We start from the raw sequence: 22,144 nt of genomic DNA, 5'->3' as shown, positions 1-22,144 counted from the left end.
ACGCTGGGACAACGACAACCCGTGGGAGACCGACGAGGGCGTGGCGCCGGTCGTCATGCCGTCGAGGGAGAACGGGACGGCAGCCCGGGCAGCCCGGCCCGCGCCACCGGCCGCAACGCGTCGCGCAGCCGCACGGTCGCTCCGGCGCGGTCCCGCCACCACCCGTCCGGTCGGGAACCCACGACGTTGGCCGCGTCGACGACGAGTAACGGGATGGCATGCACGGCTCCAGCCTCCCACCGATCAACGTTTGTCCGGGCATCGCCCGGGTAGCCAGCCGACATGCGAGCAGTTGCCGGCGACGACCGGGCCCGTGAGGGGAGCAGAGGATGAGCAGCGGGGCGTTCGGAGCGGGAGGCCGGGGTGGGGACCCCTGGGAAGAGCTGTTGGCCCGGTTCCTCTCCGGTGGTGAACCGCGCCTGCCCGTGAACCGGGTCGACATCACCCGGCTGATGAGCGCGGACGCCCGCGAGCTGCTCATCGACGCGGCCCGGCGGGCGGCCCGATCGGGCAGCTCCGACCTCGACACCGACCACCTGCTGTGGGCGGCGCTGCAGCGGCAGCCGTTGCGCGAACTCATCCGCCGCGCGGGCGCCGACCCCGATGCGCTCCTCGCCGATCTCGGCGGCCCCGGCGGCGCCGCCGGCGACGTGCCGCTGAACATGACGCTCACCCCCGCCGCGAAGCGGGCGCTGCTCGAAGCGCATCAGCTCTCCCGCGCCACCGGCGCCACCTACATCGGGCCGGAGCACATCCTGATGGCCCTGGCGCTCAACCGGGAGTCGGCCGCCGGCCGCATGCTCGCCGCGAGCCGCCTGGAACCCCAGTCGTTGCAGTCGGCCAGCGCCGAGCGGGGCGGCGGCCCCGTCCCGGAACCGGACCACGGCACCCCCACTCTCGACCAGTACGGCCAGGACCTGACCGAATGCGCGCGCCAGGGCTCCATCGACCCGGTGATCGGCCGGAGCGACGAGATCGAGCAGGCGGTGGAGATCCTCTCCCGTCGCACGAAGAACAACCCGGTCCTGATCGGGGAGGCCGGCGTCGGCAAGACGGCGATCGTCGAAGGGCTCGCCCAGCGCATCATCGAGGGGGACGCGCCGCAGACGCTGCTCGGCAAGCGGGTGATCCAGCTCGACATCACCGGGCTGGTCGCCGGCACCCGCTACCGCGGCGACTTCGAGGAGCGGCTGAAGAAGGTGATCGACGAGATCAGCGCGCACAGCGAGGAGCTGATCGTCTTCATCGATGAGCTGCACACGGTGGTGGGGGCCGGCGGCGGCGGTGGTGAGGGCTCGATGGACGCGAGCAACATGCTCAAGCCGGCGCTCGCCCGAGGTCAGTTGCGGGTCGTCGGCGCGACCACCCTCAACGAATACCGCAAGAGCATCGAGAAGGACGCGGCACTGGCCCGCCGGTTCCAGCCCGTCCTCGTGCCCGAGCCGACCGTCGACGACACGGTGTCGATCCTGCGCGGGCTGCGCGACCGCTACGAGGCGCACCACCAGGTCCGCTTCACGGACGAGGCGCTGGTGGCCGCGGCGGAGCTCGCCGACCGCTACATCACCGACCGGTTCCTGCCGGACAAGGCGATCGACCTGATCGACCAGGCCGGCGCCCGGGTGCGGCTGCGCAACCGCACACCGGCGGCGAACGTCCGCGACCTGGAGCGCCAGCTCGAGCAGCTGCACCGGGACAAGGACCAGGCGGTCGCCGACGAACAGTACGAGCGGGCCTCGGCGCTGCGGGACCGGATGAACGAGACGCGCTCCCGGATCGACGAGGCGCGCGGCGGCGACGGCGGGCTGTCCGTGCCGAAGGTCGACCTGCCGCAGATCGCCGAGGTCGTCTCGCGGGCCACCGGGATCCCGGTCAGCCAGCTCACCGAGGAGGAACGGGAGCGGCTGCTGCGGCTGGAGGGACAGCTGCACGAGCGGGTGGTCGGCCAGGACGAGGCGGTGAGCGCGGTCGCCGAGGCGGTCCGCCGCTCCCGTGCGGGGCTGGGCGACCCCGACCGACCCGTCGGCAGCTTCCTCTTCCTCGGGCCGACGGGGGTCGGCAAGACCGAGCTGGCCCGGGCGCTCGCCGCCTCGCTCTTCGGCGACGAGGACCGGATGATCCGGCTGGACATGAGCGAATTCCAGGAACGGCACACCGTGAGCCGGATGGTCGGGGCGCCGCCGGGGTACGTCGGGTACGAGGAGGCCGGTCAGTTGACCGAGGCGGTGCGCCGCCGCCCGTACGCGGTGGTGTTGCTCGACGAGATCGAGAAGGCGCATCCCGACGTGTTCAACATCCTGCTCCAGGTGCTCGACGACGGGCGGCTCACGGACAGCCAGGGGCGGACGGTGAACTTCCGCAACGCCGTCATGATCATGACGAGCAACGTGGGTTCCGAACTGATCACCGCCGGACCCCGGCGCGCGTTCGGCTTCGGCGGCGACGGGGACGGGGACGGGAAGGAGAAGGAGGACGCGGCGGCCGCGGCACGTGACCTGCGGGAGAAGCTGATGAAGCGGCTGCAGGACTACTTCCGCCCGGAGTTCGTCAACCGGATCGACGAGATCATCATCTTCCGCCAGCTGGAGCGCGAGCAGCTGCGCCAGATCACGGAGCTGCTGCTCGAGGAGACGCGGCGCCGGCTGCACGCCCAGGACATCGCCGTGGAGATCACCGAAGCGGCGGCGGACTGGATCGCCGAACATGGCCACCAGCCCGAGTTCGGCGCCCGGCCGATGCGGCGCACCATCCAGCGCGAGGTGGACAACGAGCTCTCCCGGATGGTGCTGGCGGGAAGTCTGTCGTCGGGGCAGTGCGTCCGGATCGACGCGCGCGACGGACGGCTGGTCTTCAGCGTCTCCGATGGCCAGTCGCGGCGTACCCCGGCCACCGCGACGGCAGGGCGATGAGAGGAGAGGTACGGATGAACCTGCCCGAAGAGAACCAGGAGAAGTCCGGCAAGACCGACGACGTGTTGATGCGGCCGCCGAGCCGGCGTGACCCGCAGGTGGACCAGATGCCGCCGCCGCAGCCGGGGGAGGACGTGCTGACCGAGCCGGTGGGACAGCTGACCCGGCGCGACGGCGCGGAGCCGCCGAACCGGGCGGAGCGACGGGACTGACACCTGCGCGGGGAAGGGGATGGCCGATGGCCAGGCGATACCGTACGGATCCCGACGTGGATCAGCTCTGGGAGGAATTCCACGCCTGCGTGAATGTCAGCTCGGCGCAGCTGCGCGTCTGGCTGATGACGGAAGGGTCGGGGGAGGACGGCTTCTCGGACCCGAAGATGAATCTCAACAACCGCGGCGGGGCCATCATGGCCATCCTCGGCAAGCGCAAGTCCGACCTGACCAATGACGACATCGAGGTGATGGCGGCGACGATCGAGGACATCCAGGCGCTGCTCGAACGACGTCCCGCGAGCGGGCCCAGCGACGATCGCTGGCGGCGGGCGCTGCTCGATCTGGGGCATGACCCGCTGCAGGAACCGAAGGACAGCATACGGTCGGAGCGGAGCAAGGAGAGCATGCACCGCGGCGGGGGTGGTCACCGGAAGTAGCGGTCAGTCCGGGGTGTCGAGGCTCGGCGCGGTCAGTCCGAGCGCGTCGAGCGCGGCCTGCCGGTCACCCCGTCGCGCCTCCTCGATCGCCACCAGCGCCGCGTACTCGACGATCTCGGCGGCCGTCGGCACCGGCGAGATCCGGCGCAGGAACGCTTCGAGGTCGCGGGTGGCCGCGGTGTACGCCGCGGCCGCCCGCCGGGCCGCTTCCCGGTCGTCGATCCCGTCCGCGGGTGCAGTGTCCGTCATGCCGAAGTCGGTACCCCGTTCGCGCTCGTTTGCACCCGCGGGCGGCTGTCGGTTGCGCCGGGTGTCGTGTGGCGGGCCGGGACGGGCCGTCCACCCGGCGCGCGCGTCACGGGACGGCGACCCCCAGGTCGAGCGGGAGTTGCGCGCCGAACATCGGGTTGCGCGTGAGCCAGGTCAGATAGCCGGGATTGCGGGCCAGTGAATCCGTGTACGCCCCGGTCGCGTGCGCCAGAACGCGGTCGGCGAGGCGGGCGGCGGGCGTCTCCGGGTGCCACCCCAGCAGCAGTCGCCAGCGCAGCGGGGCGCCGGCCAGCGGCCGGGTGACCAGACCGGCGACGGGCCGGAAGGTGGCCTGGCAGAGTGCGACCGCCTCACCCGCCTCGACCAGGTCGATGCAGCCGCGGATGTCGGTCTCGTACATCTTGCGGGGGGTGAAGCCGGCGCGCGCGCAGGCGGCCGCGAAACAGTCCGCGAAGCACCCGTCGCCCGGCGCCGCCACCCACTGTTCCTCGGCCAGATCCGCGAGGTCGACCTCGTCCCGTTCGGCGAGGGGGTGTGCCTCGGGCAGCATCACGAAGACAGCGTCGATCGCGACCGCCCGCCAGGAGAGGCCGAACTCCGCCGACGGCACGGCGTCGCCGCAGACCCCCGAGAGCGCGTAGTCCAACCGTCCACCGAGGACCATCTGGGCGAGTTCGTCGACGTACCAGGAGGCGTAGGTGCTGATCTGGGCGTGGGGCTGGTCGGCGGCGAGCCGGTGCACGAGGCCGCCGAGGATGGGGCTGTTGACGCCGCCGAGCCGGAACCGGTCCATCACCGTGCCGGTGCCGGCGAGCCGCGCCGCCTCGTCCTGTAATCCCTTCATCGCCGGTAGCAACACCCGCGCCCGCGCCAACACCAGCTCACCGAGCGCGGTCGGTCGCGCCCCCCGGCGGTCCCGCTCGAACAGCGGGCCGCCCAGCGTCCGCTCGATGCGCTGGAGCTGAGCGGTGAGGGCCGGCTGAGCCAGCCCCAACAGCGAGGCAGCCTTCGTCACGCTGCCCGTTTCCGCGATGGCGACAACCACCTTCAGGTGCCGCAGCTCCAGGTTCATAGCGTGACGGTAGGACCTGAATGGGATCGACGGGAAGACCTTCGGCCAGTGAAAGATCCCCCAAGTGTGAAGAAGTGGGTAACCGTTCGGTTACTTATCGCTCACGGGCTGCCCACAACAGGCCACGCTCCGTGATCGCGCGCACGTCAGGCAGGTCAAGGTCATCCACTTTGTGTCCGACCGTCGAGACGAAGACCCGCCCGGCGCCCCACCGCCGCGTCCAGACGGCCGGCATGCTGATCCGCCCCTGCCACGGCGCCGTGACGTCGGCGTCGAAGACCACTTCCGCGAGGACGTCGTTGAGCGGATCGCTGAGCACCCAGTACTTCTCGGTGTGCAGCCGCACCGGGCCGATCCCCGTCACAATCGGGTGATCCGCCCGCGTCGGCACGACGGTGAGCGTGTGGTCGACGAAACCGGCCGGATGGTGTACGAAGACCCCGCCGGTCAGGTGCTGATAGCGCTCGTTGTGGAAGGCCCCGACGATGCCGCCGTGCCAACCCGCGAGACCGGTGCCGGTGCGCACGGCCGCGTCCAGCCCCGCCGCCTCGGCGTCGCTGAGCTTCCCGACCGACCAGGACTGCAGCACGAGATCCGCCGCGCCCATCCGGTCGGCGTCGGCATAGACCTCGAGTGAGTGGTGCACCTCGACGGCGAAGCCGTTGGCCCGCAGGAAGGGGATGAAGCGCTCGGTCGCCTCGACCGGCGCGTGCCCGTCCCACCCGCCCCGCACCACGATCGCGTCACGCATCGGTGCACCTCCCGCCGGTCGGCGTCGGCGTTCCGGGCCGCGTCGTCAGGATAGATCGTCCAGTGAGGTCGGGCGGCCGGCGATGATGTCGCGCGCCTTGTCCACCACCCCCAACGCCGGCTCGACGATCTTGTTCCACGGCGGTGTCGCGGGGGTGTCGGGGTGCGGCCGGGTCGGAGCCGCCTCCTCGGCGATCTCCACCCGGTTGCCCAGCCGCTTCAGGTCCTCGGTCGAGAGCGTCCCGCGCAAACCGGGGAAAAGGTCCCGGGCGGCGACGTCCCGGTGGCGGTCGAGTTGGGCCGCGACCGCCTCGGCCAGCCGGTCGAACTCCGGATCCTCCGGCGCGGCGCCCTGCAACTGTTCGAGGGTGCGCAACACCTCGCGGTCCTCGGCGATCTCCTGATCGGCCAGGCGCGCGCCGTCGGGCAGCGCCCCGCGCACCGTCGGGTAGAAGTACTGCTCCTCGCCGGAGAGGTGGCGCGCGACCGTCGCGGTCAGCACCTGCGCGGTCTGGCCGCGGTGCGCCGGGGTCCCGGCCGCGTCGGTCAACTCCCGGCACAGCGCCGCGATCCGCCCGTGTTCCTCGGCAAGAATGTCGACGACGCTTCGCCCACCCGGGTCGTGCGCCAGGTCGGAGTCGCCGAACGACGGTGGCAACGGGGGCAATGGCACGGTCATGGTCGCTCCCTCGATCGGTTCGCCGGGCGCCGACGCCTCTACCCGCACCGACACGGTGGCAAACGTCGATGCGGGCCGGGCGCCGCTCCCGGCCCGCGCTCGCCCCTGAACGCCGGGTCGACCCGGACGCGGACCGGACTGGTATGAAGAACCGCATGGACAGCCACGCCCGCACGCCGCAACCGGCCCCGACCGACGAGGTCGTCGAGCTCTGTCGCGACCTGCTCCGCATCGACACCACCAACACCGGCGACAACGCCACCAGCGCCGGCGAGCGGGTGGCCGCGGAGTACGTGGCCGGCAAGCTCGCCGAGGTCGGCATCGCCGCCGACATCCACGAGTCGGCACCCGGCCGGGCCAGTCTGGTGGCGCGGATCCCCGGCACCGACCCGAGCCGCGGCGCGCTGCTCGTGCACGGCCACCTCGACGTCGTCCCCGCCGACCCCGACGAATGGTCGGTGCACCCGTTCTCCGGCGAGCTGCGCGACGGTTACCTGTGGGGCCGCGGCGCGATCGACATGAAGGACTTCGACGCGATGGTCCTGGCCGTCGTGCGCGACTGGCAGCGCACCGGGGTCCGCCCCCCGCGCGACATCGTGCTCGCCTTCACCGCCGACGAGGAGGCGGGGAGCGACTACGGCGCGCACTTCCTGGTCACCGAGCACCGGGAGCTGTTCGAGGGTTGCACGGAAGCGATCGGCGAGGTCGGTGGCTTCTCCTACACGGTCAACAACGACCTGCGGCTCTACCTGATCGAAACCGCCGAGAAGGGCATCGACTGGTTGCGCCTGCACGCCCGCGGCCGCCCCGGCCACGGCTCGATGGTGAACGACGACAACGCCGTCACCGCGCTCGCCGAAGCGGTCGCCCGACTCGGCCGGCACCGGTTCCCGGTCGTGGTCACCCCGACCGTGCGGGCTTTCCTCGAAGAGGTCTCCGAGCTGCTCGGCATCGAGCTCGACCCGGCCGACCCGGAGACCGCGATCGCGAAGCTGGGCCCGATCGCCAACATCATCGGGGCGACCATCCGCAACACCGCCAACCCGACCCGGCTCGACGCCGGCTACAAGGACAACGTGATTCCCGGCCGGGCCACCGCCACCATCGACTGCCGCACCCTGCCCGGCAACTCCGAACTCTTCCTCGAGCAGCTCCGCGCGGTGATCGGTCCCGACCTGGAGATCGAGCACATCCAGCGACAGCCGGCGATCGAGACGGGCTTCGACGGCGCGCTGGTCGACGCGATGGCGGCCGCGCTGCGGGCCGAGGATCCGGGTGCCCGCGCGGTGCCGTACATGCTCTCCGGAGGCACCGACGCGAAGGCCTTCGACCGGCTCGGTATCCGTTGTTTCGGCTTCGCGCCGCTGCGGCTTCCGGCCGATCTCAATTTCTCCGGGCTGTTCCATGGCATTGACGAGCGGGTACCGGTCGACGGACTACAGTTCGGCGTGCGGGTGCTCGACCGCTTCCTCCGGAACAGCTGACCCCGGCCACCTCCGGCGGGGCCATGCGGTCGCACCACCACCATCGGCGAAGGGAAACACCACACCATGACCGACCAGCACGCGGAGTTGGACGCCGCTCTGGAACGGGTGACCGAGGCCGCCCGAGCGCATCTGGCCGCGGTCAAGGGCGCCCAGGGTCGGATCGATGACGACGACGTCTGGCAGGCGTACGTCACGTTGAACAACGCCTCCTACGAGTACGACGAGCTGCTGCTCGACGCGTACGGCGAGGTGACGCCCTGGGACGTCGAGTCGATCGACCCGGACGAGGCCGACGAGCGCTTCGGCGTCGGGCTCGGTGGGGCCGACGGCGCCGAGCCGGGCGATCCGCACCCGCAGGTGGTGTCGGTGCGGCAGCGGCGCGACTACCGGGTGCCGAGCGTCGCCGCGCTGATCCGGATCGCCGAGGCGGCACGCCGCGAGGAGACCCCGGACGAAGGCGGGATCGAGGCGATCGAAAACGTCGGCGAGGCGGTGCTGGAGCTGCTGCAGGCCGGTGACGGCTCGCTGGGCGCCCTCGACATCCCGGAGCTGGAGCCGCTCGACGGGGTGGTCATGGTGCACGAGGTGGCCGCGCGGCTCGACCTGGAGGCGTTCGAGGAGACCGACAGCGCGGGACCGTTCCAGCCGGCCGCCGGCGACCGGCTCGTCGGCCGGCTCGACGAGCACCCGTTCATGCCGGTGGATGCCGATGTCGAGCCGGCCTGACCGTTCAGTAGGAGAGGCCCGGCTGCGACTTGTTCACCACCCGGCGGCGCAGCATCACCTGCCGCGTCCCGTCACGGAACAGTCGCACCCGGGCCAGCTCCCAGCCGGAGAACTCCGCCTGGATCGCCAGTTGCGCTGTTGCGGTCACCCGGTCGACATTCGGCGGTAACCGCAACGGCGCGTATTCGTAGTCCATGCGTTCCATCCTGCCCGCGGCCGCGCCGCCGGCACCACCCCTCGGGGCAGGTGGGACGGTATTTGAGGTATCTCACGTCGGCACCGCGCCGGCCGGCGCGGCGCCGACGGGCGGCGCCCTGTCCAGCACCGGCGCCCGTCAGCCCTCGCGTTCGGGATAGCCGACCGGCACCGCGGAGACGTCGTCGAGCGCCAGCGTGATCTCCTCCGGCAGCGTCACCTGTTCGACCTGCAACGCCCCGAGCAGTTGCCCGACCGTCCGCGCGCCGAGGATCGGCGCGACCACGCCGGGCCGGTCGCGGATCCAGGCCAGCGCCACCTCCGTGGGTGAGACACCGAGTCCGCCGGCGGCGGTGGCGACCGCCTCGACGATCGCGGAGCAGCGCGGTTCGAGGTAGGTGGCGACGAAGCGTTCGAAATGCGGTGAGGCGGCGCGGGAGTCGGCCGGGCGCCCGTGCCGGTATTTGCCGGTGAGCACGCCGCGTCCCAGCGGTGACCAGGGCAGCACGCCGAGCCCGAGCGCGGCGCAGGAGGGCAGCACCTCCCGCTCGATGCCCCGCTCCAGCAGCGAGTACTCCATCTGGGTCGCGACGATCGGTGCCCGGCCGGGATAGGCGGCCTGCCAGGTGGCGGCGCGCGCCGTCTGCCAGCCGGAGAAGTTGGAGATCCCGACGTAGCGGACGCGGCCGCTGGTGACGGCGTGGTCGAGCGCGGCGAGGGTCTCCTCGAGCGGGGTGTCCGGGTCGTAGCCGTGCACCTGCCACAGGTCGACATGGTCGGCGCCGAGGCGGCGCAGGGAGGCGTCCAGGGTGCGCAACAGATGTCCGCGGGAGCCGTCGCGTCGCCGGCCGGCCCCCGGCCGCAACCCCGCCTTGGTCGCGATGAGCAGGTCGTCGCGGGGCACCAGGGTGCCGAGCAGCGATCCGATGACGGCCTCGGCGTCCCCGTCGCCGTAGACGTCGGCGGTGTCGACGAGGTTGCCGCCGGCGTCGAGGTAGCTCTTCAACTGCGCGGCCGCGTCGTCGGCGTCGGTGTCCCGGCCCCACGTCATGGTGCCGAGCGCGAGCCGGGAAACCGCCAGCCCGCTTCGGCCGAGCGGTCGCTGTTGCATGGGTGAACCTTATTCAGAACATCGCCGTACCGATATCCTCGCACCGGTCAAGCGTTGGATCATCCGCGCAGATGGCCCGAGTTCCGGCGCGTTGCCCGACCGGTGATCGGGTGCTCCTGCGCCATTGCGTAACCTCTGGTGCGACTCGTGGCGTCCGGGACCGCTGTCGCGGAGCCGGTCCCGTCGCCGCCTTGATGGGGGAGGATCAGTGCGACTCGGACTCAGCCTCGGATATCAGACGGCGTGGAGCACGCCCGCCAGCCACCTCGCGCTGGCACAGGAAGCCGACCGACTGGGCTACTCGGTGGTCTGGGCGGCCGAAGCGTACGGCTCGGATTCGCCGAGCATGCTGGCCTGGATGGCGGGGCAGACCCAGCGCATCGATCTGGGTGCGGCGGTGATGCAGATTCCGGCGCGCACGCCCGCGGCGACGGCGATGACCGCCGCGACGATCGACACCCTCTCCGGCGGCCGGTTCCGGCTCGGGCTCGGCGTCTCGGGTCCGCAGGTCTCCGAGGGCTGGCACGGGGTGCGCTTCGCCAAGCCCCTGGCGCGCACGCGGGAGTATGTGGACATCGTCAAGCTCGCCATCGGCCGCAAGCAGGTCGAGTACGACGGCGCGCACTACACGTTGCCGTTGCCCGACGGCCCGGGCAAGGCGCTGCGACTGGGCTTCCATCCGCAGCGCGAGGAGATTCCGATCTACCTCGCTGCCGTCGGCCCGAAGAACCTCGAACTCGCCGGTGAGATCGCCGATGGCTGGCTGGCCATCTTCTACGCGCCGGAGTTCGCGCAGGAGCAGCTCGCGGCGGTGCGCGCCGGCCGGGCGAAGGCCGGCAAGGAGCTGGCCGGCTTCGACGTGGTGCCCAGCGTTCCGGTGGTGGTGGGTGACGATGTCGCCAGCTGCGCGGAGCTGGTCCGCTGGTACGCGGCGCTCTACGTCGGTGGCATGGGCAGCCGGGAGAAGAACTTCTACAACCAGCTCGCGACCCGGATGGGCTACGGCGACGCGGCCCACGAGGTGCAGGAGCTCTACCTGGCGGGGAAGCAGCGCGACGCGGCCGCGGCGGTGCCGCTGGAGTTCATCGACCGCACGTCGCTGCTCGGGCCGAAGGAGCGCATCGCCGACCGGCTGCGCGAGTACGCCGAGGCCGGGGTCACCACCCTGTCGGTGACGCTCTTCGCCGCCGATGTCGACAGTGGCGCCCAGACACTGCGGACGGTTGCGGAGGCGCTGGACCTGTCCGGGGTCGGCGAATGAACCAGATGGGCTGGATCGAGGCGGTCGTCCTCGGCATCGTGCAGGGGCTCACCGAGTTCCTGCCGATCAGCTCGTCGGCACACCTGCGGATCACCTCGGCGATCTTCTTCGAAAACGACGCCGGCGCCTCCTTCACCGCGGTCACCCAGCTCGGCACCGAGGCCGCGGTGCTGCTCTACTTCGCCAAGGACATCTGGCGGATCGCGAAGACCTGGGTCGTGGGGCTCTGGGACAAATCGGTACGGAGCAGCCACGACTACCGGATGGGCTGGTACGTCATTGTCGGCTCCATCCCGATCGGGGTGATCGGGCTGCTCCTCAAGGACATGATCCGCGGCGCCGCCCGCAACCTCTGGGTGACCGCGGTCGTCCTGATCGTCTTCGCCTTCATCCTGGCCTTCGCCGAGTACTGGGGGCGGCAGACCCGCACCCTGGAGCGGCTGACCATGCGCGACAGCGTGGTGATGGGCTTCGCCCAGGCGCTGGCGGTGATCCCCGGGGTCTCCCGATCGGGTGGCACGCTGACCGCGGGGCTCCTGCTCAACCTGACCCGCGAGGCGGCGGCGCGTTTCTCGTTCCTGCTGGCCATTCCGGCGGTGGTGATGTCGGGGGTGTTCAGCCTCCCGGATGTCTTCGACACCAGCGGCGGCGGGTCGATTCCGAGCGGCGCGCAGATGATCGTGGCCACCGTGATCGCCTTCGGCGTCGGCTACGCGGCCATCGCCTGGCTGCTGCGCTACGTCGCTCATCACAGCCTGTACGCGTTCGTGCTCTACCGGGTGGCGCTGGGCAGCCTGGTGATCGCTCTGCTGATGACCGGGACCATCTCCGCCACCTAGCGGCTGCCGCCGATCTTCTGGCGGGCTGTGCCGGGCCCGGACCGGGCCCGGCACAGCCCGTAGGCTGGCGGAGTGGCAACCCTTCTGCTTCTGCGACACGGGCGCACCGCCGCCAACGCCGACGGCGGCCTCGCCGGCCGCCGACCGGTCGAGCTCGACGACACCGGTCGCGCGCAGGCGAGCGCGGTCGGCGAACGGCTCCGCGCGATGCCGCTGGCGGCGGTGGTGACCAGCCCGTTGATCCGTTGCCGGCAGACGTTGGAGCTGGCGTTGCCGCAGGTGGCGCCGACCGTCGAGGACGGGCTGATCGAGTGCGGCTACGGCGCCTGGGAGGGCCAGCCGCTCAAGACGCTGGCGAAGGACCCCCTCTGGCCGGTCGTGCAGCAGCACCCGAGCGCCGCGGTCTTTCCCGACGGCGAATCGATGGCGGCGATGTCGGCCCGGGCGGTGGCGGCGGTGCGGCGGTGGGACGCACGGGTCGAGGCCGAGCACGGTCCGGAGGCGATCTGGCTGGCCTGCAGCCACGGCGATGTGATCAAGGCGATCGTCGCGGACGCGCTCGGCGTACACCTTGATCTTTTTCAGCGGATCGTGGCCGATCCGGCGTCGCTGACGGTGATCCGCTACACCCCGACCCGGCCGTTCCTGCTGCGGCTCAACGACATCGGTGGTGACCTCGCTGGATTGATCACGCCGAAGCCGCGCCGGTCGCGCCGCCCCCGGCCGGCCGACTCGGACGCCGCGGTGGGCGGGGGCGGCGGCAGCGGCGGCGACAAGGGGCCGTCACGATAGGTGTTGATTGTCCCGCTGGCGGTAGCGGACAGGTCGGGATGGATCGCCCGAGAGCGCCCGGCGCGAGGATTGGGGTCGGTGCGTTGCGCGGCTCAGTTCACGGCCGGATAGGGTCGTGGGTATGACCCACCAGGTACACGCCTTCGAGCCGCCCGAGCGGTTCGTCGCCGGGACCGTGGGTGCGCCGGGGGAGCGGACCTTCTTTCTGCAGGCGCGGGGCGGCGGCCGGCTCGTCAGCGTGGCGTTGGAGAAGGTCCAGGTGTCGCTGTTGGCGGAGAAGCTCGAGGAGCTGCTCACCGAGGCGCAGCGCCGGTTCGGCGTGGAGCTGCCCGAGACGGCGCCGACGCCGTCGGACAACGACCCGCTGGACACGCCCGTCGACGAGGAGTTCCGGGTCGGCACGCTCGGCCTCGCCTTCGACGTCGACACCGCCACCGTGGTGATCGAGGCGATCGCCGCGGGTGAGGCCGAAGCCGAGGTCGAGCTGGAGGAGAGCGCCGAGGAGGAAGAGGAGCCGGAGGAGGCGCCCGACGACGACCTCGACCGGCTGCGCGTGCGCCTCACCCCCGGGGCTGTCCGCGGATTCATCGACCGGGCCCGCCGCGTCGTCGCGGCGGGGCGTCCCCCCTGCCCGCTCTGCGGCCAGCCGCTCGACCCCGCCGGCCACCTCTGCCCGCGCCACAACGGCTACCATCGCTGAGCGCCACGTGACCTCGGGTCTGCAACCGTTGCTCGACGAGAATGACGCCCTGCGGCTGCTGCAACGCGGCGCCGTTGAGTTGGAGGGGCGACTCGTCGACGCCTCCAACACCACGCTGCGCGCCTTCCTGACCCTCGACGGCGTGACCGCCCGCTGCGTCTACAAGCCGGTCCGCGGCGAGCGGCCGCTCTGGGACTTCCCCGACGGCACCCTGGCCGGCCGCGAGGTCAGCGCCTACCTGGTGTCGCGGGCCACCGGGTGGGGGATCGTGCCCCCTACGGTGCTGCGCGACGGTCCGCTCGGGCCGGGCGCCTGCCAGCTCTGGATCGACGAGCCCGACGACGCGGACCCGCTGGTCGGCTTCGTGCCGGCCGACGAGCTGCCCACCGGATGGTTCCGGATCGCGGCTGCGCAGGGCGAGGACGGCCGGCCGTACACCCTGGCGCACGCCGACGACCCCCGGCTGGCCCGGATGGTCGTCTTCGACGCGGTCATCAACAACGCCGACCGCAAGGGCGGGCACCTGCTGATGGGGCCGCACGAGCGGGTCTACGGCGTGGACCACGGCGTCTCCTTCCACGTCGAGGACAAGCTGCGCACCGTGCTGTGGGGCTGGTCCGAGCAGCAGCTCCCGGACGAGGCGGTCGAGGTGCTGGAGCGGCTCGCCGAGGCGCTCGACGGAACGCTGGGGGAGGAGCTCGCCGTGCACCTCACCGCCGCCGAGGTGCACCAGGTCGGATCGCGGATCCGCCGGCTGCACGCCACCCGCGAGTTCCCGCCGCCGCCGCAGGAGTGGCCGGCGATGCCCTGGCCACCGATCTGACCCGCCCCGGTCACCGCACCGGCGTCACCGCACCGGCGTCACCGCGCCGGGCGGCCGCTGTCGGCTTGATCACCTCCCGGTCGGCTCCCCGACCGGCCGTCGCTGGATAGGCTGGCGGTCATGGAGTCTTGGACCGGGCACCAGGTGCCGCGGCTGCCCGGCACGGGCCAGCCGCTCGCGTTGTTCGACTCGGCGCGTCGCGCCGTCCACCCGACCCGGCCGAGCGGCACGGCGACGATGTACGTCTGCGGCATCACGCCCTACGACGCGACGCATCTGGGGCACGCCGCCACCATGATCACGTTCGACCTGACGCAGCGGATGTGGCGCGACGGCGGCCACGCCGTCACGTACGTGCAGAACGTCACCGACATCGACGATCCGCTGCTGGAGCGCGCACAGCGCGACGGCGAGGACTGGGTCGTGCTGGCGATGCGGGAGACGGCGCTGTTCCGCGAGGACATGGAGGCGCTGCGGATGATCCCGCCGGCGCACTACGTCGGCGCGGTCGAGTCGATCCCGGCGATCGCCGGAAAGGTGTGCGTCCTGCTCGACGACGGGGCCGCCTACCGGCTCGACGACGGCACGGGCGACGTCTACTTCGACATCACGGCGGCGCCGAACTTCGGCTACGAGTCCAACCTCTCCCGCGAGCAGATGCTCGCCTTCTTCGCCGAGCGCGGCGGGGACCCGGACCGGGCCGGCAAGCGCGACGCGCTCGACCCGCTGCTGTGGCGCGGCGCCCGCGACGGCGAGCCGGCCTGGGACGGCGGGCAGCTCGGTCCGGGGCGGCCCGGCTGGCACATCGAGTGCGCGGTGATCGCGCTCGGCCTGCTCGGCGACACGATCGATGTGCAGGGCGGCGGCAACGACCTGCTCTTCCCGCATCACGAGTGCTCCGCCGCGCATGCCGAGCGGCTGACCGGCAAGGCGCCGTTCGCGCGGCACTACGTGCACGCCGGCATGATCGGCCTGGACGGCGAGAAGATGTCGAAGTCGAAGGGGAACCTCGTCTTCGTCTCCCGCCTGCGCGCCGACGGGGTGGACCCGATGGCACTGCGCCTCGCGCTCGTCGCCGACCACTACCGGACCGACCGGCAGTGGACCGATGACGTGCTCAAGACCGCGCAGCAGCGGCTGGCGCGCTGGCGGGAGGCGGCGGCCGCCGCCGCCGGGCCGTCCGGCGCCGATCTGCTCACCGCGGTACGTGGCCGGCTCGCCGACGATCTCGACACCCCGGGCGCGTTGGCGTTGGTCGACGCGTGGGCCGACGTGACCCTCTCCGGCTCCGGCGACGACGGTGCCGCGCCCGCGCTGATGGCCGCCACGGTCGACGCGCTCCTCGGCGTCCGTCTCTGACCCCGCGCGTCCCGACGCGGACCTCGGCGCATCGGGACGGTTGCCCGGATCTGACGCGCGGCCGCCGGACGAGCCGCCGGCCGGGCGCTAACGGCCCTGCCGCGGACCCGCCTCCGGCTTGCCTCCCCGCTCCTCGCCGTCGCCCCGGCCGGGGTTCTCCGGCTTGCTCGGTGGCCGCGTGTTGGCGCGCGCTTCCGTGTCGGTCAGGGGAACTCCCGCAGCCTCCTCGGCCGCGCCGCGTTCGGGCTTCCGTCCCCGGGGCTCGTTCTCCTGTGCCACGGTCGGCCTCCGTCTCCACGCGAATTCGACAGCTCCGGTGGCCCGGCCTACCCGCGCACGCCCGCGCCAAACCAATGGCCGTAGCGTCATGACCGGGTAGCCGCGAGGTCGACTCAGCTGGCCGCCGCGCTAGCCGAGCACCAGTCCGGGGTCGGGGTCCGGCTCGGGCTGCGGGCCGGGGATCTTGTACTGCTCCGTCAGTGTCGTCATCGGGCCGGGCCAGGTCGCCTGGGCCACTTCGATCGGCTTGTGCGCGGCGTCGTAGGCCACGTGCAGCAGGTGCAGCACGGGCGTGTCCGGGCGGATCTGCAGCAGCTCCGACTCCTCGCGGCTGGGCTGCCGGGCGCTGATCGTGTCGCTGGCCGAGACGTACGCTCGCCCGATCACCTCTTCGGCCTCCTGATAGAGCGGGCGCCCGAACGACTCCATCCGCTCCAGCGACGTACCGGCCGCGTCGGCGACCCGGAACCAGGACGCGCCCACCTCGACCGGCACGTCCTCGGTGCGCACGATGTGGCGGCGCACGACGAGCTCGGTGCCGTCGGTGACCCCGAACGCGTCGGCGACCTCCGGCGGGGCGGGCGCCCGTCCGACCTGGGCCAGGTGCTGGCGGTAGCGGGCGGCGAGGTCCGCGTGGTAGCCGCGATGTCCGCCGTAGCGGCCCCGGGAGAGCCGGTTGAGCCGCCGCCGGGTACCCCGGACGTACGTCCCGGAGCCCGGCTTGGTGATCAGCAGCCCCTCGACCCGCAGCTGGTCGATCGAGCGCTGAACGGTCTGCTTCGCCACCCCGTACATCTCGGCGATCGCCGGAATGGAGGGGAGCCGTTCGCCGGGCGCCCAGTCGCCGCGCCGGATCTGGGCGGTCAGCTGGGCGGCGATCTGCCGGTGGGGCACCTCGGCGGCACCGGGGTTGATCGTCAAGGGTCGACCTCCGTTCCTCGCACCTAGGTTCCTAGGATGCCGTACGGGGTGTGACCGCGCCGGACGCGACACGCGCAATGGCCCGTCGACGTACCACGTCGACGGGCCATGAAAAGCGGTCGTGCGACCTACCAGGAGCCGGCGGTGGGGCCGGCCGAGCCGCCGCGGCGGCGGAGGTACTTCTCGAACTCCTGCGCGATCTCGTCGCCGGTCAGCGGCTGGATGCCTTCGTCGCCCACCCGCTCTTCGAGCTCGCGCACATATTCACCCAGCTCGGCGTCCTGCTCCGCCGCCGTCCGCACCCGCTGCTCCCACTCGGCGGCCTCCTCGGCCAGGTCCGCGGTCGGCACCGGTAGGTCGAGCACATCCTCGACCCGGTGCAGCAGCGCGAGGGTCGCCTTGGGGCAGGGCGGATTGTTGGCGTAGTGCGGCACGTGCACCCAGAACGAGAGCGCGTCCACCTCGGCGCGGTTGCACGCGTCCTGCAGCACCCCGACGATGCCGGTCGGGCCGTCGTACCGCGTCGGCACCAGCTGGTGGCGCTCGGCCGCGTCCTTGTCCGAGGCGCTGCCGCTGATCGGCAGGGGTCGGGTGTACGGCACGTCGGCGAGAAGCGCGCCGAGCAGCACGACGCGGTTGACCTCCAGGCTGTGGCAGACCTCCAGCACCTGCTCGCAGAAGGTGCGCCAGCGCATGCTCGGCTCGATGCCGCGGATCAGCACCACGTCGCGGTCGGTGCCCTCCGGGCTCGCCACCATGAAGCGGGTCGTCGGCCATTCGACGCGCCGCGTCTCCCCGTCGGCCATGGTGATCGTCGGCCGGCTCACCTGGAAGTCATAGAAGTCCTCCGGGTCCAGCGCGGCCACCTCCCGCGCCTGCCACACCTGCTCGAGGTGTTCCACCGCGGCCGTCGACGCGTCAGCCGCGTCATTCCACCCCTCGAACGCCGCGATCGCCACGGGCGAGCGCAGCACCGGCAGCCCGTCGAACTCGCTCACGACGTCTCCTTGCGGCGGGTGGTCACGGTAAGCCTTTCGTCCCTCACGTCCCTCAGCCTACGTGGCTGATCGGGATGCGTCCCGGTGGCCGCGCCGTCCTCTCCCCCCACCAGGGCGTGCTGGCGGCGTTGCGCCCGCAAAGCGCCGCGTGCCACGCCGGCGGCCGTCGTCCGGGCGGGCGGGAGCGCGACGCCGGTCACAGAATGTGGGAGCGGCCGTCTATCGACTCGGCCCCGGCGGATCGGGCTACTAGCCTGTGAGAGTGCCGACTTCCCTGCTTGACGCGCTCGCCGACCGCATCCTCATCGCCGACGGCGCGATGGGCACGATGCTGCAGGCCGCGGAGCTCTCCGTGGACGAGGACTTTCAAGGGCTCGAGGGCTGCAACGAGATCCTCAACGTCACCCGGCCGGAGGTTGTCCGGTCGGTGCACGACGCCTATTTCGCGGCCGGCGCCGACTGCGTGGAGACGAACACGTTCGGGGCCAACCTCAGCAACCTCGGCGAGTACGACATCCCGCACCGCATCCGTGAGCTCTCCGAGTCCGGCGCCCGGATCGCCCGGCAGTCGGCCGACCACTGGTCCACACCGGAGCGGCCGCGGTTCGTCCTCGGCTCGGTGGGGCCGGGCACCAAGCTGCCCACCCTCGGCCACGCCCCGTACGCCACCCTGCGGCAGGCCTACCTCGACAACGCCGCCGGTCTGATCATCGGCGGCGTCGACGCGCTCATCATCGAGACCTGCCAGGATCTGCTGCAGACCAAGGCGGCCGTGGTCGGCGCCCGCCGGGCCATGGTCGAGGCCGGGCGCACGGTGCCGGTGATCTGCCACGTCACCGTCGAGACGACCGGCACGATGCTGCTCGGCAGTGAGATCGGCGCGGCGCTCACCGCGCTGGAGCCGCTCGGCATCGACCTCATCGGCCTCAACTGCGCCACCGGTCCGGCGGAGATGACCGAGCACCTGCGCTACCTGGCGCAGCACGCCCGGGTGCCGCTCTCGGTGATGCCCAACGCCGGGTTGCCCCAGCTCACCGCGGACGGCGCGTACTACCCGCTCACCCCGGACGAGTTGGCCGAGGCGCTCGAGCGGTTCGTCACGGAGTACGGCGTCTCGCTGGTCGGCGGCTGCTGCGGCACCACCCCCGCGCACATCCAGGCCGTTGTCGAGCGGCTGCACGGCACGACCCCGACGCCCCGCGAGCCGGTGACCGAACCCGGCGTCGCCTCGATCTACCACCACGTCCCGTTCGCTCAGGACGCCAGCGTGCTGATGGTGGGGGAGCGGACCAACGCCAACGGGTCCAAGGCGTTCCGCGAGGCGATGCTCGCCGGCGACTGGCAGGCCTGCGTCGAGACGGCGCGCAGCCAGGCGCGGGACGGTTCGCATCTGCTCGACCTCTGCGTGGACTACGTGGGGCGCGACGGCACCCGGGACATGCGTGAGCTGGCCGGCCGGTTCGCCACGGCCTCCACCCTGCCGATCATGCTCGACTCCACGGAGCCGCAGGTGATCGAGGCCGGGCTGGAGATGCTCGGCGGGCGCTGCGTGGTCAACTCGGTCAACTTCGAGGACGGCGACGGCCCCGGGTCGCGCTACGCGCGGGTCATGCCGATCGTCAAGGAGCACGGCGCGGCCGTGGTGGCGCTGACCATCGACGAGGAGGGGCAGGCGCGTACGGCCGAGTGGAAGGTGCGGGTCGCGGCGCGGCTCATCGAGGACCTCACGGGGCGGTGGGGGCTGGACATCGGCGACATCATGGTCGACGCGTTGACCTTCCCGATCGCCACCGGGCAGGAGGAGACCCGGCGCGACGGGCTGGAGACGATCGAGGCGATCCGGGAGATCGCCCGGCGCTATCCCGGGGTGAACTTCACCCTTGGCGTGTCCAATGTGTCCTTCGGCCTCAATCCCGCCGCCCGGCAGGTGCTCAACTCGGTCTTCCTGCACGAGTGCGTCCAGGCCGGGCTGACCAGTGCCATCGTGCACGCCAGCAAGATCCTGCCGATGTCGAAGATCCCCGAGGAGCAGCGCGAGGTCGCCCTGGACCTGGTCTACGACCGGCGCCGCGAGGGGTACGACCCGGTGCACCGCTTCCTCGAACTCTTCGAGGGCGTCGACATCGCCTCGGCCCGGGCGACGCGCGCCGAGGAGCTCGCCGCCCTGCCGCTCGACGAGCGGCTCAAGCGGCGCATCATCGACGGCGAGCGCAACGGCCTGGAGGCCGACCTTGACGCCGCGCTGGCCGACCGCTCGGCCCTGTCGATCATCAACGACACCCTGCTCGACGGCATGAAGGTGGTCGGCGAGCTCTTCGGCTCCGGTCAGATGCAGTTGCCGTTCGTGCTGCAGTCCGCCGAGGTGATGAAGACCGCGGTCGCGTACCTGGAACCGCACATGGACAAGGCCGACGACGCCGGCAAGGGGCGCATCGTGCTCGCCACCGTGAAGGGTGACGTGCACGACATCGGCAAGAACCTGGTGGACATCATCCTGTCCAACAACGGCTACGAGGTCGTCAACATCGGCATCAAGCAGCCGATCAGCGCGATCCTCGACGCGGCCGATCAGCACAACGCCGACGCGATCGGCATGTCCGGCCTCCTCGTCAAGAGCACCGTCATCATGAAGGAAAACCTGGCGGAGATGGCCTCGCGCGGCGTCGCCGACCGGTGGCCGGTGCTGCTCGGCGGAGCGGCGCTGACCCGGGCCTACGTCGAGGACGACCTGCGGTCGATCTTCGATGGCCAGGTGCACTACGCCCGCGACGCCTTCGAGGGACTGTCCCTGATGGACAAGGTGATGACCGCCAAGCGCGGTGGCGGCGCCGTCATCGACCCGGAGCGCGAGGCGGCCCTCGCGGCCCGCCGGGCCCGCCGGGAACGTCAGCGGGCGCTGGTCACCGAGGCGCTGCCCGACCTCCATGACGCCTCCGTCCGCTCCGACGTGGCCCGCGACGTCGACATCCCGACGCCGCCCTTCTTCGGCACGCGGGTGATCAAGGGCATCCCGCTCGCCGACTACGCCAGCCTGCTCGACGAGCGGGCTACCTTCCTCGGCCAGTGGGGGCTGCGCGGCGCCCGCGGCGGCGGTGGACCCTCGTACGAGGAACTGGTGGAGACCGAGGGCCGGCCGCGACTGCGCTACTGGCTCGACCGGCTCACCGCCGACAAGGTCCTCGAGGCCGCCGTCGTCTACGGGTACTACCCGGCCTACTCGGAGGGGAACGACCTCGTCGTGCTCGACGAGAACGGCCACACCGAACGGGCGCGGTTCACCTTTCCTCGGCAGCGCCAGGAGCGGCGGCTCTGCCTCGCCGACTTCTTCGCCCCGAAGGGGGAGAAGCTCGACGTGGTGGCGCTGCAGCTGGTCACCGTGGGACAGCCGATCAGCGAATACACCGCGAAGATGTTCGCCCGCAACGAATACCGCGATTACCTGGAGGTGCACGGTCTCTCCGTGCAGCTGACCGAGGCGCTGGCCGAATACTGGCACCGCCGGGTCCGGAGCGAGCTGGTGCTGCCGACGGGCCGTACGGTCGCGCAGGACGATCCGGCGGACCTGGCCGGGCTGTTGCGCAACGACTACCGCGGCTGCCGGTACGCGTTCGGCTACCCGGCCTGCCCCGACCTGGAGGACCGGGCCAAGGTGGTCGAGCTGCTCGGCGCGGAGCGGATCGGCGTGCAGCTGTCGGAGGAGTTTCAGCTCGTGCCGGAACAGGCCACCGACGCGATCGTGGTGCACCACCCGGACGCCAACTACTTCAACGCCAAGTAGCAGACGCAGCGCCTCTGACCTGGGCCGGCAGCCGGCCGATGCGAGCGGGCCAGTCGGGAGCAAGTGCTGCAGTGTGCGTTGCGCCCATGGGCTGAACGACCGTAGTCGGCGCTACGTAGCGGCAATCTGGATGAGCGCGATGGAGTTGCCGTCGGGGTCGGTCACAATGGCCTTACGCCCGGCGTCGCCGATCGTCTCGATGCGGCCACTGCTGATGCCGCGCGCTTCCAGGTCGGTCACCACCTCATCCAGATCCGACACAGAGATGGTGACCAGGCCGTTGCCGGCGCGCGAGTCGTCTTCTATGACGTACAGCCAGCCGGTGTCGGCAACTCGCCACATCACCTCGTGGTCGTTGACAACCACGTCCGCGGCGCGCCCGAACAACCGGCCGTACCACTCGACTGCGTCGGCGAACGCCCCGACCGCCACTTGCGCGAAAAGCAGTTCCATCGCCACGTATGCAGCCTGCCGCAGCGACCGCGACGTTGTCGATCCGAGGCAGGCCGGCTCACGCCGGTTTCTCGCCACCGTCACGGGACA

22 protein-coding genes and 1 pseudogene are annotated in these 22,144 nt (G+C 71.6%); 12 read left to right on the top strand and 11 right to left on the bottom strand.

Features of this window, described 5'->3' with window-relative positions; all coding sequences use genetic code 11:
* Positions 1–53: 53 nt before the first annotated feature.
* A complete protein-coding gene (locus AB0J06_RS17865; RefSeq protein ID WP_357429773.1) occupies positions 54–224 on the bottom strand; it encodes a hypothetical protein in 171 nt (56 codons plus the stop codon).
* Positions 225–329: 105 nt separating this feature from the next.
* Between AB0J06_RS17865 and AB0J06_RS17860 the strand changes: the two genes are divergently transcribed.
* The 3 genes and pseudogenes from AB0J06_RS17860 to AB0J06_RS17850 form a co-directional block, all read left to right on the top strand.
* Positions 330–2,909 carry an ATP-dependent Clp protease ATP-binding subunit gene (locus AB0J06_RS17860; protein ID WP_357429771.1) on the top strand — a complete coding sequence of 860 codons (2,580 nt, stop codon included), beginning with the start codon at positions 330–332 and terminating at the stop codon, positions 2,907–2,909.
* Between the two features lie 14 nt (positions 2,910–2,923).
* Positions 2,924–3,121 carry a hypothetical protein gene (locus tag AB0J06_RS17855; RefSeq protein ID WP_357429769.1) on the top strand — a complete coding sequence of 66 codons (198 nt, stop codon included), beginning with the start codon at positions 2,924–2,926 and terminating at the stop codon, positions 3,119–3,121.
* 26 nt (positions 3,122–3,147) lie between these two features.
* Positions 3,148–3,489: pseudogene (locus AB0J06_RS17850) on the top strand (DUF3140 domain-containing protein); the annotation flags it as partial.
* A gap of 75 nt (positions 3,490–3,564) precedes the next feature.
* Here the strand turns inward: AB0J06_RS17850 and AB0J06_RS17845 are convergent.
* The 4 genes from AB0J06_RS17845 to AB0J06_RS17830 all read right to left on the bottom strand — a co-directional run bounded on the left by AB0J06_RS17845 (position 3,565) and on the right by AB0J06_RS17830 (position 6,332).
* On the bottom strand, positions 3,565–3,810 hold the full coding sequence (locus AB0J06_RS17845; RefSeq protein WP_357429767.1) for a hypothetical protein: 246 nt from the start codon (positions 3,808–3,810) through the stop codon (positions 3,565–3,567).
* Positions 3,811–3,916: 106 nt separating this feature from the next.
* Positions 3,917–4,903: a LysR family transcriptional regulator gene (locus tag AB0J06_RS17840; RefSeq protein ID WP_357429765.1), complete on the bottom strand. Its 987-nt coding sequence runs from the start codon at positions 4,901–4,903 to the stop codon at positions 3,917–3,919.
* Positions 4,904–4,997: 94 nt separating this feature from the next.
* Complete coding sequence (locus AB0J06_RS17835) at positions 4,998–5,654, bottom strand: ThuA domain-containing protein (RefSeq protein WP_357429762.1); 657 nt, start codon at positions 5,652–5,654, stop codon at positions 4,998–5,000.
* Positions 5,655–5,699: 45 nt separating this feature from the next.
* On the bottom strand, positions 5,700–6,332 hold the full coding sequence (locus tag AB0J06_RS17830) for a hemerythrin domain-containing protein (protein WP_357429760.1): 633 nt from the start codon (positions 6,330–6,332) through the stop codon (positions 5,700–5,702).
* A gap of 155 nt (positions 6,333–6,487) precedes the next feature.
* On the opposite strand from AB0J06_RS17830, the gene AB0J06_RS17825 reads away from it, so the two are divergent.
* On the top strand, positions 6,488–7,816 hold the full coding sequence (locus AB0J06_RS17825) for a M20/M25/M40 family metallo-hydrolase (protein ID WP_357429758.1): 1,329 nt from the start codon (positions 6,488–6,490) through the stop codon (positions 7,814–7,816).
* 66 nt (positions 7,817–7,882) lie between these two features.
* On the top strand, positions 7,883–8,545 hold the full coding sequence (locus AB0J06_RS17820; protein WP_357429756.1) for a hypothetical protein: 663 nt from the start codon (positions 7,883–7,885) through the stop codon (positions 8,543–8,545).
* Positions 8,546–8,549: 4 nt separating this feature from the next.
* On the opposite strand, the gene AB0J06_RS17815 is transcribed toward AB0J06_RS17820, so the two are convergent.
* A complete protein-coding gene (locus AB0J06_RS17815) occupies positions 8,550–8,741 on the bottom strand; it encodes a DUF5703 family protein (RefSeq protein ID WP_357429754.1) in 192 nt (63 codons plus the stop codon).
* A 138-nt stretch (positions 8,742–8,879) separates the two neighbouring features.
* Entirely contained in the window at positions 8,880–9,851 is a 972-nt protein-coding gene (locus tag AB0J06_RS17810) for an aldo/keto reductase (RefSeq protein ID WP_357429752.1), read from the bottom strand.
* 208 nt (positions 9,852–10,059) lie between these two features.
* Between AB0J06_RS17810 and AB0J06_RS17805 the strand changes: the two genes are divergently transcribed.
* From AB0J06_RS17805 to mshC, 6 genes are all read left to right on the top strand, one after another.
* The gene (locus AB0J06_RS17805) at positions 10,060–11,112 is read left to right on the top strand and encodes an LLM class F420-dependent oxidoreductase (RefSeq protein WP_357429750.1); all 1,053 of its coding nucleotides are present in this window, start codon (positions 10,060–10,062) and stop codon (positions 11,110–11,112) included.
* Positions 11,113–11,117: 5 nt separating this feature from the next.
* Positions 11,118–11,951 (top strand): undecaprenyl-diphosphate phosphatase, encoded by an 834-nt coding sequence (locus tag AB0J06_RS17800; RefSeq protein WP_357429783.1) that lies wholly within the window; start codon positions 11,118–11,120, stop codon positions 11,949–11,951.
* Positions 11,952–12,023: 72 nt separating this feature from the next.
* Entirely contained in the window at positions 12,024–12,743 is a 720-nt protein-coding gene (locus tag AB0J06_RS17795; RefSeq protein WP_357429748.1) for an MSMEG_4193 family putative phosphomutase, read from the top strand.
* A gap of 121 nt (positions 12,744–12,864) precedes the next feature.
* On the top strand, positions 12,865–13,443 hold the full coding sequence (locus AB0J06_RS17790; protein ID WP_357429746.1) for a DUF3090 domain-containing protein: 579 nt from the start codon (positions 12,865–12,867) through the stop codon (positions 13,441–13,443).
* A 7-nt stretch (positions 13,444–13,450) separates the two neighbouring features.
* On the top strand, positions 13,451–14,266 hold the full coding sequence (locus tag AB0J06_RS17785) for an SCO1664 family protein (RefSeq protein WP_357429743.1): 816 nt from the start codon (positions 13,451–13,453) through the stop codon (positions 14,264–14,266).
* Positions 14,267–14,386: 120 nt separating this feature from the next.
* The gene (gene mshC / locus AB0J06_RS17780; protein ID WP_357429741.1) at positions 14,387–15,625 is read left to right on the top strand and encodes a cysteine--1-D-myo-inosityl 2-amino-2-deoxy-alpha-D-glucopyranoside ligase; all 1,239 of its coding nucleotides are present in this window, start codon (positions 14,387–14,389) and stop codon (positions 15,623–15,625) included.
* A gap of 87 nt (positions 15,626–15,712) precedes the next feature.
* On the opposite strand, the gene AB0J06_RS17775 is transcribed toward mshC, so the two are convergent.
* The 3 genes from AB0J06_RS17775 to AB0J06_RS17765 form a co-directional block, all read right to left on the bottom strand.
* Complete coding sequence (locus AB0J06_RS17775) at positions 15,713–15,904, bottom strand: hypothetical protein (protein ID WP_357429739.1); 192 nt, start codon at positions 15,902–15,904, stop codon at positions 15,713–15,715.
* 129 nt (positions 15,905–16,033) lie between these two features.
* Positions 16,034–16,825, bottom strand: coding sequence for a GntR family transcriptional regulator (locus AB0J06_RS17770; protein ID WP_357429737.1), 792 nt, complete (start codon positions 16,823–16,825; stop codon positions 16,034–16,036).
* A gap of 128 nt (positions 16,826–16,953) precedes the next feature.
* Complete coding sequence (locus AB0J06_RS17765) at positions 16,954–17,823, bottom strand: PAC2 family protein (protein ID WP_357429735.1); 870 nt, start codon at positions 17,821–17,823, stop codon at positions 16,954–16,956.
* A gap of 262 nt (positions 17,824–18,085) precedes the next feature.
* On the opposite strand from AB0J06_RS17765, the gene metH reads away from it, so the two are divergent.
* Positions 18,086–21,601: a methionine synthase gene (gene metH, locus AB0J06_RS17760; protein ID WP_357429733.1), complete on the top strand. Its 3,516-nt coding sequence runs from the start codon at positions 18,086–18,088 to the stop codon at positions 21,599–21,601.
* 111 nt (positions 21,602–21,712) lie between these two features.
* Here metH and AB0J06_RS17755 read toward each other — a convergent pair whose 3' ends face one another.
* Positions 21,713–22,054, bottom strand: coding sequence for a VOC family protein (locus AB0J06_RS17755; protein ID WP_357429781.1), 342 nt, complete (start codon positions 22,052–22,054; stop codon positions 21,713–21,715).
* Positions 22,055–22,144: the final 90 nt, after the last annotated feature.

Source organism: Micromonospora sp. NPDC049679 (assembly GCF_040659735.1).
Classification (GTDB): Bacteria; Actinomycetota; Actinomycetes; order Mycobacteriales; family Micromonosporaceae; genus Micromonospora_I.
The sequence above is the reverse complement of the archived record's forward strand: the minus strand, read 5'-3'. Positions and strand labels throughout refer to the sequence as shown.